A 15306-nucleotide genomic window follows, 5' to 3' on the forward strand; every position below is an offset into this window, starting at 1 on the left:
ATCCAGCCTAGGCCCGGCGGCGCCCGGCCGCGGGGGGCCGCAGGCCGGAAGCCGCGGGACCTTCGGCCCTCGCCGGCGACCGCTGCGCACCGCCGGGGACATTCATGACGTTCGTTCCGCGCGCTGCTTGATACCCAGCAGCATCCGGCGCTCCATGACCAGACTGCCCGGTTCCATCACCATTCGGTACGCGGTCCGGCCCGGCCCCGGACGCCCGGCCAGGGAGATCCGGTTACGGCTGATCAGCCGGGTGCCCGCGCCGTACCGTCGCAGGTGGAAGCCCCACACCCAGGCGCCGTCGGCGGACCGGAACACCAGCGTCCGGCGGGGGCCGAGGATCTCCACGCGCATGGCCGGCCCGCCGGAGACTGTTCCGGTTCATGACCTCTCCCTCCTGAACGAAGCGGCGGTCACCGCGGCGTCAGCCGGTGGTCGCCGGTCCGTGGTACGCGGCGCGCATCAGCTCCCGTAGGAGTCGTAGCGGGCCGGCGCCGTGAGACGGTTCTCCACCAGGGTTCTGATCATGCTCCGCCCTCCACCGGCCCGCGCCCGTACGCGTGGGCTACGTGACCCTGTGCCGGGACCGGCGAGGCACAGTCACGGCGCCGGCTGCGGCGCCGCGGCCGGCCCGCGCTTGGCCCGCTGGATCTGCTCGTAGACGTGGGTCCGCAGTTCGGTGAACCGGGGCAGGGCCCGGGTGGTGAGCTGATCGCGTTCCCGGGGGAGGTCGATCACGAGGTCCTCCTGCACCCGGGTCGGCGAGTTCGACAGGACGAGCACGCGCTGGCCCAGATACACCGACTCGTCGATGTCGTGCGTCACGAAGACGGTGGAGATGCCACGGGTAAGGTGCAGTTCGCGGACGAGATCCTCCAGGTCCGCGCGGGTCTGCGCGTCCACGGCGGCGAACGGCTCGTCCATGATCAGCACGTCCGGCTGGTACGCGATGGCGCGTGCGATCGCCACCCGCTGCTGCATCCCGCCGGAGAGCTGCCACGGATGGCTGCGCGCCGACTGCGGCAGGCCGACCGCGTCGAGGGCGTCGGCGACCGCCCGGGCACGTTCGGCGCGGGACAGCTTCTTGTGGCGGAGCGGAAGCTCCACGTTGCCCCGGACCGTCAGCCACGGATACAGGCTGCGGCCGTACTCCTGGAAGACCACCGCCATCGCCGGGCTCGGGCCGGTCACCGGCGATCCCTCCATCTCGACGAGGCCGCTGGTGGGCCGGAGCAGCCCGGCGAGGCATTTCAGGAGCGTGGTCTTGCCGCAGCCCGAGGGGCCGACGATGCACAGCAGCTCGCCGGGATCCATGGTGAAGCTGAGATCCCCGATCGCCTCGACCTCGCCCCGGGCGGACGCGTACACCTTCCGCAGGTGCTCGACTCTCAGCAGAGGGCTCCCGTCAGCCACGGCTCACCTCCTTCATTCCGTGGTACCAGCGCAGCACGCGGCGTTCGACGACACCGAAGACCACGGCGAGGACGACGCCGATGAGGCCGAGCAGCAGGATGCCGCTCCACATCTCGGCGATGAGGTAGTTCCGCTGGAAGTAGGCGATCCGGTAACCCAGACCGGCGGACGACGCGAACATCTCCGAGATCACCATGAGGATCAGGGCCACCGAGAGCGCCTGCCGTACGCCGGTCATGACGCGCGGACTCGCCGCCGGGAGGATCAGCAGCCACAGCCGGTCCCACCGGGAGATCCGGAACGAGCGCGCGGTCTCCATCATCACGCTGTCGGTCGCCCGGACGCCGTCGATCGTGTTCAGCAGGATCGGCCAGATCGCGCCGGAGGTGATGACGACGACCTTCATGGTGTCGGTGATGCCGAGCAGCAGCATGGCGACCGGGATCAGCACGGGTGGCGGAATCGCGCGGAAGAACTCCAGCAGTGGTTCGAGGAGTTCGCGTAGCGGGCGGAGCCGGCCGATGACGACGCCGGCGGCGACGCCGAGCAGGATCGACGCGAACAGTCCGATCAGGAGCCGGTACAGGCTCGGCAGGACGTCGTCGACGAACGCCGGGCCGATCCAGGTCTGCCGGAACGCGTCGAGGAGGGCGCGGGGGCCGACGAGGAACCGGTTCGTCGACCGGGTGGACCAGACGGCCCAGAGCCCCACGGCCAGGACGGGAAGCCCGACCGTGAACAGCACGTTCTCGGCGACCCGGACGCCCAGGTCGCGGGGACGGGCCCGGCCCGCGCCGAGGGCGGTCACCGGGCCGCCTCGTCGGCGAGCACCGACTGGTGCCAGGCCAGCGAGCGGCGTTCGACGAAGCGGAACACGACGTTCACCAGCAGGCCGAGGACCCCGGTGACCACGACGAGGCCGTACAGGCCGACGGCGTCCCCGGAGGAGCGGGACAGCTCGATCATGCGCCCGAGGCCGGGATTGCCGATCACCATCTCCGCGGTGACGGCCAGGATGAGCGCGACCGCAGCGCCGAGACGCAGCCCGGTCATCAGGTACGGCAGGGCGGTCGGCAGGACGAGGTAACGCAGCCGTTCGGCGCGGGTGAGGCCGAAACTCCGCGCCGTGTCGCGGGCGACGGTGTCGACGTCGGCGACGCCGTAGATCACCTGCACGAACACCTGCCAGAACGCGGCGTAGACGATGATGACGAGCGCGGCGCGCATCTGCAGGCCGAACATCAGCACGGCGAGGGGGATCAGCGCGACCGACGGCACCGGCCGCAGGAACTCGACTGTCGTGTGCGTCGCGCGACGCAGGAACGGCACCATCCCCACCACCGTCCCCAGCGCGAGGGCCGCGAGCGTCGCCAGCGTCAGGCCGATCGCCCAGGACGTCATGGTGAGCCGGAGCCGCCGCCAGAACGCCAGGTCGCGGACCTCCTGGAACAGCCACCCGAACACGTCCGTCGCGTACGGCAGGTCGTGCGGGTCGGCCAGCCCCAGTGTCGGGATCAGTTGCCAGACGACGAGGAACCCCAGCAGACCCACGGCGCCCAGCAGGATCTTGCGCATCGGCCGGCTACTGCTGCTGGATGAGGCGGTCGAAGTCGGGTCGCCGGTCGAGGACGCGGTACTTCTGGGCCAGCGTCGCCAGTTGCTCCAGGCCGGCCCGGTCGAGTTCCCACCCGAATGCCGGGAGCCGTACCGAGTCCGCCACCGGCTCCGGCAGTTCGAGGTTGTCCTTGATGGCCTGGCGGAGGTCCTTCTCGTTGGCCGGATCCTTGGCCCAGGTGAGCGTCTTCTTCATCGCCGCCGAGAAGTCCGCGATCAGCTCGGCGTCGGAGTCCTTCAGCTTGCTCGACGTGATCGTCGTCAGGGTGGTGAGCCCCGGGACGGTGGCCTGGTACGGGGCGACCACGAGGACGTCACCGCGCTTGCGCATCTGGGTGATGAACGGCTCGGTCACCCAGGCGGCGTCGATGTTGCCGGCGGCGAGCTGGGCCGCCGCGTCCGGGAAGGCGACCTCGACGAACTTGACCTTCGCCGGATCGCCGCCGTCCTTCTCGACCGCCGCCATGATCGTGACGTCGCCGGCGGCGCCCAGGCTGTTCACCGACACCTTGCGCCCCGCGAGCTGGGCGGGCCGGGTGATGCCGGACTTCGCCGACGCCACCACGGCGTTGATGTCGTCACCGTCGGCGTAGGACGACGCGTAGTTCCCGATGATCACCACGCCGAGGTTCTGCAGGTCGGCGCGGAACGGGCCGAACGGCTGACCGATGGCGAAGTCGATGTCGCCGTTGATCAGCGCCGGGATGGCCTGTGCGCCGCCCTGTGCGGGCACCACCTCCACGTCGAGCCCTTGCTCCCGGAAGATGCCCGCCTTGATGCCACCCCACAGCGCGGCGGTCTCGCTGATCGGCAGCGCCGCCACGCGGACCTTCCGCAGATCGCCGCTCGTCCCGGGGGACGGATCGGTGGCGTCGGAGTCCGTACAGCCGGTCAGGGCGATCGTGAGGCCGGCGAGAACAGCGAGGGCGGTGACCTTCTTCATGGACGAGCCCTTCCGTGCGAAGCGCTGGTGCATCCGGAGGAGTGAGGGCCGGCGAGGAGAGGTTAGCCATCCGACCGCGTCGATCAGCGTCATGCAGAGATGATTGATTGTCAAGAATTCCGATAAGGCGAATCGCAATGCGGGACGAGTAGTCCGGCCTCGATGTGAATACGTCTTGACGCGTGACGATTTTGTGACCAAACTGTGTGGTTGGTGGTGCGGCGGCGGAGGGAGCGACGACTTGGCGATCGTGATCGTGGGCGCTGGTATCGGTGGCCTCACCACCGCGCTCAGCCTGCATCGGGCCGGCTTCCGGGACATCGCCGTCTATGAGCGCGCCGCCGCGCTGCGCCCACTCGGCGTCGGGATCAATCTGCTTCCGCACGCCGTCCGGGAGCTGACCGAATTGGGTCTCGGCGAACGCGTGGAAAGGCTGGGCGCCGCGCCCGGCACATTGGCCTACTACAACCGGCACGGTCAGCAGATCTGGAGCGAGCCGCGCGGGCTGGACGCCGGATATCGCTGGCCGCAGCTTTCCGTGCACCGCGGCCGGTTCCAGATGGAACTGCTCACCGCCGTGCGGGAACGGCTGGGGGCCGACGCGGTGCGCACCGGGCACCGGCTCGTCGGCGTCCGGGACGGCGTCGCCCGCTTCGAGACGGCAGCGGGGGAGGTGAGCGTCGCGGGCGACCTGATCGTCGGAGCGGACGGCATCCACTCCGAGTTGCGCCGGCACCATCAGCCCGGCGAGGGGCCGCCGATCTGGAACGGGCTGACGCTGTGGCGGGGGACGGCGCGGGCGCCCGGATTCCTGGACGGGCGAACCATGATCATGGCAGGGGACGCGGAACAGAAGTTCGTCGCGTACCCGATCGGCGCCGGCCTGATCAATGTCGTCGCGGAGCGGCGCGGGCCCGGTTTCGCCGGGCCGAACGCGGACTGGAACCGGGCGGTCGACCCCGCGCCGGTCGTCTCGCTCTTCGCGGGCTGGCGTTTCCCGTGGCTCGACGTGCCGCAACTGCTGGCCGCCGCCGACGAGATCCTCGAATACCCCATGGTGGACCGCGACCCGATCGACACGTGGACCCACGGGAACACCACGCTGCTCGGCGACGCGGCGCACCCGATGTATCCGAACGGCTCCAACGGGGCGTCGCAGGCGATCCTGGACGCGCGTACCCTCGCCTTCCACCTCGCCACCGCGCCGACGGTCGGGCAGGCGCTCGACGCCTACGAGGCGGACCGGCGGCCGGCGACCACGGCGCTCGTGCTGAGCAACCGGCGGCAGGGCCCGGAACAGGTGATGGTGCTCGCCCACGAGCGCGCGCCGGACGGGTTCGACCACATCCACGACGTCATCGGACCGGAGGAGCTGACCGAGATCGCCACCGGATACAAGAAGGCGGCCGGCTTCCTGCCCGCCGACCTCAACGAACGGGCCTCCCTGACGCCGACGGTCTTCTCGGGCGTCCTGCCGTGACCGGCCCGGAACCGACCGAGCTGGACGCCGCGCGACTGGCATCGGTGATCTCACCGCTGCGCCGCACGCTACTCGCCGCCGCCCGGGCCGCCGAGCACCTGCCGGAGATCCCGGACGCGCAGATCGAGATCGTGCGGGCCCTGCCCCGGGGCACCGTCTCCGGTCCCGGTGAGCTGGCCGAACGGCTCCGCCTCAGCCGCTCGACGGTCAGCAACCTGCTCACCACGATGGAGGGCAGGGGTCTCGTCGAGCGCCGCCCCCGTCCGGGCAACCACCGGCACGTCGAGGTCCTCGCCACCCCGAAGGCCCTCGACCTGTTCGACCGCTTCGACCTCGCGAGCGGAGACCTGGTCGCCCGCGCCGCGGCCACCCTGCCGGCGGCGGACCGCGCGGCCCTCGCCGCCGCGGTGCCCGCGTTGGAACGCCTCCGCGACGCCCTCGCACAGACCAAGGACACCCCATGAGTACGCGCCGACCCGCCGGCCGGACGCCGTGAGCGCCCCGCCGGTGCCCGGTCTGGAGGCCGCGTTCGAGGTGGAGGCCCGGCTCGGGGTGCTGGAGGACCACGGGACGACCCGCGCGGGTCACCGCCGCGTCGTGCCGATCGTCGGCGGCCGGGTCACCGGCCTGTTCGAGGCCGACATCCTTCCCGGCGGTGCCGACTGGCAGGTGATCCGCCCCGACGGCGCGATCGAGATCGACACGCGCTACTCGGCGCGCACCGCGGACGGCGGTCACGTCTACATCCGGACGTTCGGCGTCCGCAGCGGCCGCCCGGAGATCCTCGCGGCGTTGCTGCGCGGCGACGCGGTCGACCCGGCCGAGTACTACTTCCGGCTGGGCGTACGACTGGAGACGTCGGTGCCCGCGCTGGCGCTGCTGGAGCAGTCCGTCTTCGTGGCGTCGGCGATCCGTGAGGCCGACCGGGTGCGCTACACCGCCTACCGCGTCACCTAGGAGTTCCCGGCCGGCGCGTTGTACGCGTTCGCCCTCCCCGTGCCCGGTCGCCGTGATATCCCATCTACTATGCGCCTGTAGTAGACGCTGATGCCGGGCCGGACGTGCGGAGGGGGTGGGATGGGACGCGCTCACCCGCTGCTGCGGTCGGCGCTGTTCGTCGCCGTGGCGTTCGGAGTGTTCGGGATGCACACCTTCGGTCACCCGGCCGGACCCGACGCCGCGCACGCGAGCGCCGTTCACGCGAGCGCCGCCCACGCCGGCACCGGCCACGCCGTCGGCACCGGCCACGAGATCGCCGCCGAGCCCGACGCCGCACCCGGAGACGGCGGCTCGCCCGGGCACCGCGACGGCCTGCACGCGTTCACCGTGTGCCTGGCGGTGCTGGGCGGCGCCCTGATCCTCGGCGTCCTGGCCCTGCTACGCCGACGCCGCCGGGGCGCCGGCACGCCGGCCGGCCCCTGGTCCCGGGTCGACCGCCCGGACCGGGGTCCACCCCGTCGGCCCATCGGGCTGCGACTGCGCGCCGCAACGGTCCTGCGCACGTGAGGAGAGCACGGTCCGGCGTCCCGCCCGGACCCGACGACTCCGTTCCGGCACACCTCACGACAAGGACCACGTACCGATGAAACCGACCATCCTGCGCCGCGCCGCCCTCGCGGGCGTCGCCCTGTCCGCCCTGCTCGCCGTCGCCGCCTGCGGCGGCGACGACACCGGCGGCATGACGCACGGCACCGGCAGCAGTTCCGCTACGGGCGCCTCGCCCTCGGCCGGCGCCACCTTCAACGACGCGGACGTGATGTTCGCCCAGATGATGATCCCGCACCACCAGCAGGCGGTCACGATGGCCGACCTGGCCCCGACGCGCGCGAGCGACACCGAACTGAAGGATCTGGCCGCCAGGATCAAGGCGGCGCAGGATCCGGAGATCACCACCATGAAGGGGTGGCTCACTGCCTGGGGCAAGCCCACCGACCTGCCCGGCGACCACAGCATGCCCGGGATGAGCGCCACGCCCGGGCACGACATGCCGGGGATGACCTCGGGGATGCCCGGCATGATGTCCGAGCAGCAGATGAAGGACCTCGCCGCCGCGAACGGCGCCGCCTTCGACAAGATGTTCGCCGAGATGATGATCGCCCACCACGACGGCGCCATCGACATGGCCAGGACCGAGCAGGCCGACGGCCGCAACCCCGAGGCCAAGGCGCTCGCCGCCAGGATCGCGGCGGATCAGGCCACGGAGGTGCAGACCCTGCGGAAGATCCTCGACCGCCTGTAGACGGCCGGGTGCGGCCGGTCCCGGCCTCGGCGTCGGGACCGGCCGCACCGCCACGACACCTGACGTACCCTGACCGGCACGAAGGGAGAGCACGTGGCGGAACTGGGCAGACTCGAGTCGGCAGTGATGGACGTCCTGTGGCGTGCCCCCGAGCCCGTGCTCGTACGCGACGTCCTCGACGCGGTGACCACCGACCGAGCCCTGGCGTACACGACAGTCCTCACCGTGCTGGACAACCTGCACCGCAAGGGCTGGGCCGTACGGGAGAAGGACGGCAAGGCCTACCGCTACCGTGCCGCCGGCACCCGCGAGGAGATCATCGCGCGGACGCTGCGCCGGGTCGTCGAGACGAGCACCCATCCCGACCTGGTGCTCCTGCACTTCGCCCGGTCCGCCTCCGACCACGAACTGCACATCCTGCGGCAGGTCCTCGACGAGCGGGAGTCCGGGGCGTGAGCCTCGCGCTCGCCCTCGTCACCGGCGCGGCGCTGGTCGCCTGCTGCGGCCCCGCCGTGCTGCGGTTGTGCTTCCGGCACGTCGCCGACCCCGTCGCGATGCTGCTCGGCTGGCTCGGCCTGATCGTCGCGGTGACCGCCACCTTCGTCCTCGCCACCGTGATGCTCCTCGCCCCGGGCGGCACCCGGCGGTGGGCGCTGCACGACCTCGCCGGCATCTGCTGGCACTGGGCGCAACCCAGCCGGCCGCCCGCCGTCGACGAGATCGGCGGGGCGGCCGCAGCGTTGGTCCTGCTGGTCGTGCTCGCCCGGTTCACGGCGACCTGCGCCCGCCGGGCCCTGCGCGCCCACCGTGCTCACCGCGCCCACGCCGACCTGCTCACGCTGGCCGGCGGCCCGTCGGAGCGCGGCGAGGCGGCGGTGCTGTGGATCCCCCACCCGACCCCGATGGCCTACAGCCTCGGCGGATCCCGCGGGCTGACGGTCCTGGCCAGTGCCGCCGGTGACCTGCCGGCGGACCAGCTCGCCGCGGTGCTCAGCCACGAGCGGGCACACCTGCGAGAACGCCACCACCTCCTGGTGGCCGCCGTGGAAGGGCTCGCGGCCGCCGTACCGTGGCTGCCCCTGACCCGCCAGGCGCCCGCGGCCGTGCGCCTGCTCGTCGAACTGCGCGCCGACGCCGCCGCCGTCCGCGAGTGCGGCCCGACCGCTGTACGCGACGCGCTGCTGACCTTCGCCGGCGCGCCGCACCCGCCGTCCGCGCTGTCGATGGCCGGCGACGACGTGGCCATCCGGCTCCAGCGCCTCCAGGGGCGCCGCCCGCACCGCCGCAACCTGCTCGCCCGCGCGGTGCTCGCCTCGACCGCCCTGGCCGCCCCTCTGGGCGCCGGCGTGGTCACCGGCATCCTGTTCTGCCTGTAGACCCCCGGACCGCCCCGGCAACGCGGGCTCGACCTACGTGCCGGCGTTCACCAGGATCGCGGTGGTCAGCAGGACGGCCACCATCAGCACCGCCTCCGCCAGGACCGTGCGGCGCAGGCGACGCATGCCGTCCGGGCTGGGATCGTCCAGCCGGGGGACCACCCGCCTGCTGTTGTAGAGCCCGACGACTGCGACGACCGCCACCAACGCGACCTTGACCAGGAGCACCCGTCCCCAACCGGTGCTCACCAGGTGAGCGGGCCGGTCCAGGATCGCCACCGTCAACGCGGCACCGGCGACGCCCGTGAGCGTCACCGCCGCCGTTGCCGGAACGGAGAACCGCACCGCCATCTCGGCCGCGCCCGTCGGCACACCGAGGCGCGCACGCCCCAGCAGCAGCGCCGCCAGGAGCAGAACCCCGCCGACCCACACCGACGCGGCGACCGTGTGCGCGACGTCCGCCGCCACGACGATGGCCCGTGGCCGGGCGGTGACGGTGTGCCCGTCGAACAGGAACGAACCGACCAGCAGCGCCACCGTGACGCCGAGGAGCACCGGCCGGACCGCTCGCGCGCGTACCCGTTGCGTCTCCTCGCCGCTCGCGTCGCCGGCGGGCGGCACGACCAGGGGGCGAGGGGCGGTCGGGATCGCGGCGACTGTGGCCACGGCGTGCCGCCCGGCCGCGTGCCGGCCCCGGATCAGCGCCGCATCCAGGGAACCGGCCACGAGCAACCCGGCCGCGCCGGCGAACCGCAGACCCAGCCCGGCGGCCACCGGCGTACGGCCGAGCGCGGTCAACGCCTGCACGCTGACCGCCGAGGCGAGACCGTCCCCGCCGAACACCGCCGCCAGCGCCGCGAGTTCGAGCACCACGCCGGCCGCCACCGTCAGCCCGGCGGCCCGCACCCAGACCTGGACCAGCCGGATGTCGCTGCGCGTCCCCACCAGTGTGGTCAACGCGAAGACGAGACCGCCCACGCCGAGCAGGATCGCCCCGTAGGACAGCCAGCGCCCCGCCGTGCCGACCAGCCGCACCGGACCCTGGTCGGCGTCGGCGGTGTGACCCACCGCGTGAGCGCCGGAGTGGGCCGGTGGAGACGCCGACGGAACGCCCGGTCCACCGTGACCGGCGTGCCCCTGCGCACCGGCGGTGGGCCGAGGCGTGGCGGTCGCGCCCGGCGGCGCGGCGGCCGGGACCACTGTGAACGTGACGTCGCCGGTCAGCGGATGGGCGTCCGGGGCGGCCACGCTCCAGCGCAGCGTGAACTCCCCGCCGGTCAACGCGGCGGAGGGGTGGACCAGCCACGTACGGCCCCCGTCGGGGGTGTGACTGGTCACCGGGACGGCAGCGCCCTCGCGGGAGAGTTTGAAGCCGGCCGCTGTGGGCGTGCCGGGGGCGCTGAACGTCAGCCGGATCTCCGCGACCGCGCCGTCCACGCGCGCGCCGTCCGCCGGTACGACCTTGAGCAGTTTGAAGTGCGCGGCGGCGGGCGAGGCGAAGCCGAGCACCACGAACACGGCGGGGCACAGCGCCAGCCACACCAGCAGCACCCATCGGGCCGCGCCGCGCGCCGGTAACCGATGACGCCGCGGGATAGGCACCACTGATCCCCTTCGTCAGGGAGACATGGACCCGGCGCCCATCGCTCCGACCTGATGCGGTCGCCATCCTAGGGGAACTACTAAGAATTGGTAGTAGACCCCGACCGCGCCGAGGGCCGCGGTCAGCCGGTCGTCATGTACGCCAGGGCGCGCTTGTCCGGCTTCCCGCTGGGCGCCACCGGAACCCGGTCGATCCACTGGATCGTCCGCGGAGCGGACGGTTCCCCCAGCGCATCCGCCACCACTGCCCGCAGCCGCCCGGCGTCCGGCACGCAACCGGCGGCCGGCACCACGTACGCGTGCACCGCCTCCCCGGTGACGTCGTCGGGACGGCCGACGACGTACGCCTCGGCGACTGTCGGGTCGGCGGCGAGGACCCGCTCGATCGGGCCGGCGTACACCAGGTTGGCCTGCACGATGACGACGTCCCGGATCCGGCCGAGCAGGTGCAGGTAGCCGTCGCCGTCCAGCCGGGCCAGGTCGCGGGTGCGGACCCAGCCGTCCACGAACACCTCGGCGGTCTCGACCGGATCGTTCCAGTAGGAGGCGGCCTGCGCCGGTGTCCGGACGAACAGTTCCCCCTGGGTGGCGGGACGGCCGTCGGCGTCCCGGATGGACAGCGTGGTCACCGGGGGAGGGCGGCCGACCGAGGCGAGCGCGGCCGGGTACGCCAGCATCTCGCCCGGCGTCACCATCGTGATCATGCCGGTCTCGGTCTGGCCGTAGCCGTGGAAGACGACGGGGCCGAGCACGTCGAGCGCCTCGGCGAGCCGGCCCGGTGGGAGCGGGGAGCCGGAGACCAGCAGGGCCCGCAGGCTGCTCAGGTCGGCCGGATCGGTGCGCTGGTCCCGCACGAGCTGGTTCAACTTGCCCACGGTGATCACGCTCGCGGTCGCCCGGTGCCGGGCGATCATGCCCGGGAGACCCGGGGGCCGGGCCGCGACCAGGGTGCCGCCGGCGGCCAGGGTGAGGATGCCGTACTCCAGCATCACCTGGCTGCTCAGCGAACCGAAGACGAGGTAACGCTGGAGCCGGGTGGCGAGGTCCGCGACCGCCGGCGGCCAGCGATCCGGGTACGGCGCCCAGGCCGCGCTCATCGCCGCGTACGTCTGCGCGCAGCCCTTCGGACTGCCGGTGCTGCCGCTGGTCCAGATGATCCGGGCGATGTCGTCCGGGCGTCCGGCGGCGACCAGCGGCCTTCCGTCGTCGGGGGTGCGTGCCAGTTCGGCGACCCGGGCGTCGTCGACCAGCAGTGTGTTGCCGCCGAGCTGCCAGGCTCGGTGGGCCGGGGTCAGGTCGGGGCGGATCCCGGAGACCCGGGCGCCGATCGCGAACGCCGCGATGACCGTCGCGAACGCCTCCGCGGTGACGCCGAGGCGCAGGGCCACCCCGACGCCGGGCCCCGCGCCGGCGGCCCGGAGGCCGGCCGCGATGCGGCGGACCGTCCGGTACATCTGGGCCGTGGTGACGGTCCGGTCGCCGTCCTCGAAGACGGGCCGGTCGTCGCCGGCGGCGAGCAGGTCCAGTACGGGCTGCGGCCAGACCTCAGCCGGCATCGGAGAGCACGCCCTTGACGAAGAGCACGAGCGGCTGGTGGTGGACGTCCGGCAGGTTCCAGTGGTTCTCCAGGTTCTCCGCGAGGTGGTGCACGGCGACGACCCGGCCGCCGCGGTGGACCCGGACGACCGGGTGCAGGTAGCTGGCGTCGTGCGCGTGCGCGGCGTCGTTCTCGGCGATCCGCGGCACCGTGATGTCGAACGGGTCGACCTGGTCGTGGTCCGGCCCGTACTCCAGCGTGACCACGAACGCGAACGGTTCCGGGCCCAGGCCGCCGTCGTGCAGGTACGCGACCGGCACCTCCTCGTGGTACCGCGCGGTGTCGCCGGAGATGACGACGACGTCACCGAGGACGGCGAACTGCTGCCACAACGCCGAGGTGCGGTTGATCCGCCCGATGATCGCGTCGGTGATCGCCTCCGGGGTGACCTCCAGTGGCGTGGCCGGCCAGGGCGTGTCGTGGTGGCGGGCGTCGAGGATCCGGTGCAGGGCCCGCACGCCGTACCGGAAGCCGTGGATGAACCCGTTCGTCGAGCGCTTGAAGTCGCGCTGCTGGGTGAGGGTGCCGGCGAAGTACAGGCCGGGAACGTTCACCGACTCGTACGCCGAGGTCTGCTCGGGGAAGCGGTCGTTGATGACGAGCCGGGGCCGGGCGGACGGGTCGAAGATGCTCGCGTCGAACCGGAATCCGGTGCAGAGGATCACCCGGTCGTAGTCGATCTGCCGGATCGCCTCGACGGTGCGGGCGTACCGGAAGTCGATCCGGTAGCCGCCGTCGTCGCGCCGGGCGATCCGCTCCACGGTGCCGTCGAGGACCGCGTTCTGCGACTTGAGCTGGTACGTGTCGAGGAAGTTGTTGTTCACCGCACGCAGGTGCCCGACGTAGTGCGACTGCCACGCCAGCTTGACCGAGTGCGGGCCGGCGACGTGGATGACGGCGGCGGTCTCGACGAGCGCGTCGGCGGTCTCGAAGGCGGAGTTGCCCTTGCCGATGATGAGGACGCGCTGGTCGGTGAAGTCGTCCGGGTCGACGCTGACCGTGTCGTACCGTTCGGCGAGTTCGGCGCCCGCGATCGGCGGCACGTACAGCTGGGACACGCCGGTGGCGACGACCACGCGGCGGGCGGTGAGGGTGTCGTCGCCGGCGTGGACGGTGAACAGGTCGCCGTCGCGCGCGACCCGGGACACCCGGGTGTCGTACCTGACCCGCAGGCCGCGGGCGACGTCCGCGAGGTAGCGCACCAGGTCCGCGGCGTCCGGGAAGTAGCGCCGGCTGTAGTTCTTGAACAGCAGCGCCGGATCGTCGGTGAGCAGTGAGTTCCAGTCCGCGCGCAGATTGAACTCCGGGTCGTCGGAACCGGTCCACACCTTGTTGATCGAGATGAGTTGCCGGTGCCGGGGGTAGGTGGTGAAGAACGTGCCCGGCGCCGGGCCGGCTTCCAGGACCAGGTGGTCGCGGCCGTCGCGCTCGAGCAGGTGAGCGAGCTGCAACCCGGCCGGTCCGGCTCCGATGATCAGATAGTCGAGCGTCATGCGCCGCAACGTAGCGACCCGATCTCAGAGCGTTCTGAGAATTCGTCTCTAGGGTGCGATCGCATGACGACAGAGGTGGACTTCGATGTCCCGCTGCGGATCGCCGATCTCCGCGCCGCCCGTGACCCGATCAAAGTCGTGGTCGGACCGCGGGTCCGCGACCGGGTCACGGCTGCCCGTACGTTCCTGTCCACCGTGCTCGGCGACGACCGCGCGGTGTACGGCGCCACCACCGGCTTCGGCGCCCTCGTCGGGTACGCGGGCCGCGCCGACCTGCGTGACCAGGCCGACAACACGCTCGCCCACCTCGGCGCCGGTCAGGGCCCGGACCTCGATCCGGAGGTGGTCCGCGCGACGCTGCTGCTGCGGGCGGCGTCGCTGGCCCGCGGCGCGTCGGGTGTGTCCCCGCATGTGATCGACGCCCTCGCGGCGATGCTCGCGACCACGTTCGTCCCCGCGATGCCCCGGCTGGGCTCGGTCGGTGCCAGCGGTGACCTGGTCCCGCTCGGCGCGGCCGCCCAGGCGTTGCGGGGCCGCGGCCACGCCTACCTGGACGGGGTGCGGATGCCCGCGGCCGAGGCGCTGAAGCGGGCCGGGCTGGAACCCCTGCCGCTGGACGGCCGGGACGCCCTCGCCCTGGTCAACGGCACATCCCTGACCACGGCGGCGACGGCGCTGGCGCTGGACACGGTCCGCGCCGCGCACCGGGCGGTCCAGGTGCTCACCTGCCTGCTCGCCGATCTGCTCGGCAGCGACACGCAGTTCCTCGACGCCCGGCTGCTGCGCGCGTACGGCCATCCGGGCACGATCGACGTGGGCGCGCGGATGCGCCGGGTCAGCGACGGACTCGTCGCGTCCGGCGGACGTCCGTTGCAGGAGCCGTACAGCATCCGGTGCACGCCGCAACTGCTCGGCGCCGCCGAGGACGCCCTGCGCTACGTCGACGCCGTCGTCGCGGCCGACCTCGCGAGCGTCACCGACAACCCGCTGTTCTTTCCCGACGACGACCTCGTGGTGCACGGCGGCAACTTCTTCGGGCAGCCGGCCGCGTTCGCCGCCGACGTGCTGTCGATGGTCACGGCGCAGGTCGGGAACCTCGCCGAACGGCAACTGGACCTGCTCGTCGACCCGAACCGCAACGGCGGCCTGCCGCCGATGCTGGCCGCCGGGCCGGGCCGGCAGCACGGGCTCCAGGGGGTGCAGCTGGCGTCGACCGCGCTGGTCACCGAGATCCGCCGGGACACCATGCCCGCGAGCATGCAGAGCGTGCCGACCAACCTGCACAACCAGGACGTCGTCCCGCTCGGCACCCAGGCCGCGCTGCGGGCGCTGGACCAGGCCCGGCTGCTGCACCTCGTCGTCGGGTCGCTCGCGCTGGGGCTGCGCCAGGCCGCGTACGTCGGGGCGCGTGAGCCGACCGCGTCCGGCTGCGCCGGGGCGCTCGCGGCGGTGGCCGCTGTCGTACCGCCGGTCGACCCGGACCGGCCGCTGGACGGTGACGTGCGGCGCACGGCCGACGTGATCGCGGATTTCTCCGTTTCTTTCTCCTGAG

At 72.6% G+C, this 15306-nt stretch carries 16 protein-coding genes; 8 read left to right on the forward strand and 8 right to left on the reverse strand.

Annotated elements, in window-relative coordinates:
* Positions 1 to 102: 102 nt before the first annotated feature.
* From EAD96_RS15220 to EAD96_RS15240, 5 genes are all read right to left on the reverse strand, one after another.
* The gene (locus tag EAD96_RS15220) at positions 103 to 351 is read right to left on the reverse strand and encodes a hypothetical protein (protein WP_121684738.1); all 249 of its coding nucleotides are present in this window, start codon (positions 349 to 351) and stop codon (positions 103 to 105) included.
* Between the two features lie 246 nt (positions 352 to 597).
* Positions 598 to 1410: an ABC transporter ATP-binding protein gene (locus tag EAD96_RS15225; protein WP_121684739.1), complete on the reverse strand. Its 813-nt coding sequence runs from the start codon at positions 1408 to 1410 to the stop codon at positions 598 to 600.
* The gene (locus EAD96_RS15230) at positions 1403 to 2218 is read right to left on the reverse strand and encodes an ABC transporter permease (RefSeq protein ID WP_121684740.1); all 816 of its coding nucleotides are present in this window, start codon (positions 2216 to 2218) and stop codon (positions 1403 to 1405) included. The genes EAD96_RS15225 and EAD96_RS15230 overlap by 8 nt, the downstream gene beginning before the upstream one ends.
* Positions 2215 to 2985 (reverse strand): ABC transporter permease, encoded by a 771-nt coding sequence (locus tag EAD96_RS15235; RefSeq protein WP_121684741.1) that lies wholly within the window; start codon positions 2983 to 2985, stop codon positions 2215 to 2217. The genes EAD96_RS15230 and EAD96_RS15235 overlap by 4 nt, the downstream gene beginning before the upstream one ends.
* Positions 2986 to 2992: 7 nt before the next feature.
* Positions 2993 to 3967, reverse strand: a complete 975-nt coding sequence (locus EAD96_RS15240; RefSeq protein ID WP_121684742.1) for an ABC transporter substrate-binding protein — start codon at positions 3965 to 3967, stop codon at positions 2993 to 2995.
* A gap of 250 nt (positions 3968 to 4217) precedes the next feature.
* On the opposite strand from EAD96_RS15240, the gene EAD96_RS15245 reads away from it, so the two are divergent.
* The 7 genes from EAD96_RS15245 to EAD96_RS15275 all read left to right on the forward strand — a co-directional run bounded on the left by EAD96_RS15245 (position 4218) and on the right by EAD96_RS15275 (position 9062).
* Entirely contained in the window at positions 4218 to 5447 is a 1230-nt protein-coding gene (locus EAD96_RS15245) for a flavin-dependent oxidoreductase (RefSeq protein ID WP_233585800.1), read from the forward strand.
* The gene (locus EAD96_RS15250) at positions 5444 to 5911 is read left to right on the forward strand and encodes a MarR family winged helix-turn-helix transcriptional regulator (RefSeq protein ID WP_158614792.1); all 468 of its coding nucleotides are present in this window, start codon (positions 5444 to 5446) and stop codon (positions 5909 to 5911) included. The genes EAD96_RS15245 and EAD96_RS15250 overlap by 4 nt, the downstream gene beginning before the upstream one ends.
* A 28-nt stretch (positions 5912 to 5939) precedes the next feature.
* Positions 5940 to 6404 carry a DUF3237 family protein gene (locus EAD96_RS15255; protein ID WP_121684744.1) on the forward strand — a complete coding sequence of 155 codons (465 nt, stop codon included), beginning with the start codon at positions 5940 to 5942 and terminating at the stop codon, positions 6402 to 6404.
* Between the two features lie 120 nt (positions 6405 to 6524).
* A complete protein-coding gene (locus tag EAD96_RS15260; RefSeq protein WP_121684745.1) occupies positions 6525 to 6953 on the forward strand; it encodes a DUF6153 family protein in 429 nt (142 codons plus the stop codon).
* A 76-nt stretch (positions 6954 to 7029) separates the two neighbouring features.
* Positions 7030 to 7686, forward strand: a complete 657-nt coding sequence (locus EAD96_RS15265) for a DUF305 domain-containing protein (protein WP_121684746.1) — start codon at positions 7030 to 7032, stop codon at positions 7684 to 7686.
* A gap of 93 nt (positions 7687 to 7779) precedes the next feature.
* Positions 7780 to 8142, forward strand: coding sequence for a BlaI/MecI/CopY family transcriptional regulator (locus EAD96_RS15270; RefSeq protein ID WP_121684747.1), 363 nt, complete (start codon positions 7780 to 7782; stop codon positions 8140 to 8142).
* Entirely contained in the window at positions 8139 to 9062 is a 924-nt protein-coding gene (locus tag EAD96_RS15275) for a M56 family metallopeptidase (protein WP_121684748.1), read from the forward strand. Before EAD96_RS15270 ends, EAD96_RS15275 begins: the two co-directional genes overlap by 4 nt.
* 33 nt (positions 9063 to 9095) lie before the next feature.
* On the opposite strand, the gene EAD96_RS15280 is transcribed toward EAD96_RS15275, so the two are convergent.
* From EAD96_RS15280 to EAD96_RS15290, 3 genes are all read right to left on the reverse strand, one after another.
* Complete coding sequence (locus tag EAD96_RS15280) at positions 9096 to 10664, reverse strand: CopD family protein (protein ID WP_233585792.1); 1569 nt, start codon at positions 10662 to 10664, stop codon at positions 9096 to 9098.
* A gap of 122 nt (positions 10665 to 10786) precedes the next feature.
* Positions 10787 to 12220, reverse strand: a complete 1434-nt coding sequence (locus tag EAD96_RS15285) for a class I adenylate-forming enzyme family protein (protein WP_121684749.1) — start codon at positions 12218 to 12220, stop codon at positions 10787 to 10789.
* Positions 12210 to 13754 carry an NAD(P)-binding domain-containing protein gene (locus tag EAD96_RS15290; RefSeq protein WP_121684750.1) on the reverse strand — a complete coding sequence of 515 codons (1545 nt, stop codon included), beginning with the start codon at positions 13752 to 13754 and terminating at the stop codon, positions 12210 to 12212. The genes EAD96_RS15285 and EAD96_RS15290 overlap by 11 nt, the downstream gene beginning before the upstream one ends.
* A 63-nt stretch (positions 13755 to 13817) precedes the next feature.
* On the opposite strand from EAD96_RS15290, the gene EAD96_RS15295 reads away from it, so the two are divergent.
* Positions 13818 to 15305 carry an aromatic amino acid ammonia-lyase gene (locus tag EAD96_RS15295; RefSeq protein WP_121684751.1) on the forward strand — a complete coding sequence of 496 codons (1488 nt, stop codon included), beginning with the start codon at positions 13818 to 13820 and terminating at the stop codon, positions 15303 to 15305.
* Position 15306 lies beyond the last annotated feature (1 nt).

The organism is Micromonospora sp. BL1 (assembly GCF_003667485.1).
Taxonomy (GTDB): domain Bacteria; phylum Actinomycetota; class Actinomycetes; order Mycobacteriales; family Micromonosporaceae; genus Micromonospora; species Micromonospora tulbaghiae.

Coding starts and splice junctions, on each gene's coding strand:
- EAD96_RS15220 (WP_121684738.1), bottom strand. CDS start 351: ATGCGCGTGGAGATCCTCGGCCCCCGCCGGACGCTGGTGTTCCGGTCC.
- EAD96_RS15235 (WP_121684741.1), bottom strand. CDS start 2,985: ATGCGCAAGATCCTGCTGGGCGCCGTGGGTCTGCTGGGGTTCCTCGTC.
- EAD96_RS15240 (WP_121684742.1), bottom strand. CDS start 3,967: ATGAAGAAGGTCACCGCCCTCGCTGTTCTCGCCGGCCTCACGATCGCC.
- EAD96_RS15260 (WP_121684745.1), top strand. CDS start 6,525: ATGGGACGCGCTCACCCGCTGCTGCGGTCGGCGCTGTTCGTCGCCGTG.
- EAD96_RS15265 (WP_121684746.1), top strand. CDS start 7,030: ATGAAACCGACCATCCTGCGCCGCGCCGCCCTCGCGGGCGTCGCCCTG.
- EAD96_RS15285 (WP_121684749.1), bottom strand. CDS start 12,220: ATGCCGGCTGAGGTCTGGCCGCAGCCCGTACTGGACCTGCTCGCCGCC.
- EAD96_RS15290 (WP_121684750.1), bottom strand. CDS start 13,754: ATGACGCTCGACTATCTGATCATCGGAGCCGGACCGGCCGGGTTGCAG.
- EAD96_RS15295 (WP_121684751.1), top strand. CDS start 13,818: ATGACGACAGAGGTGGACTTCGATGTCCCGCTGCGGATCGCCGATCTC.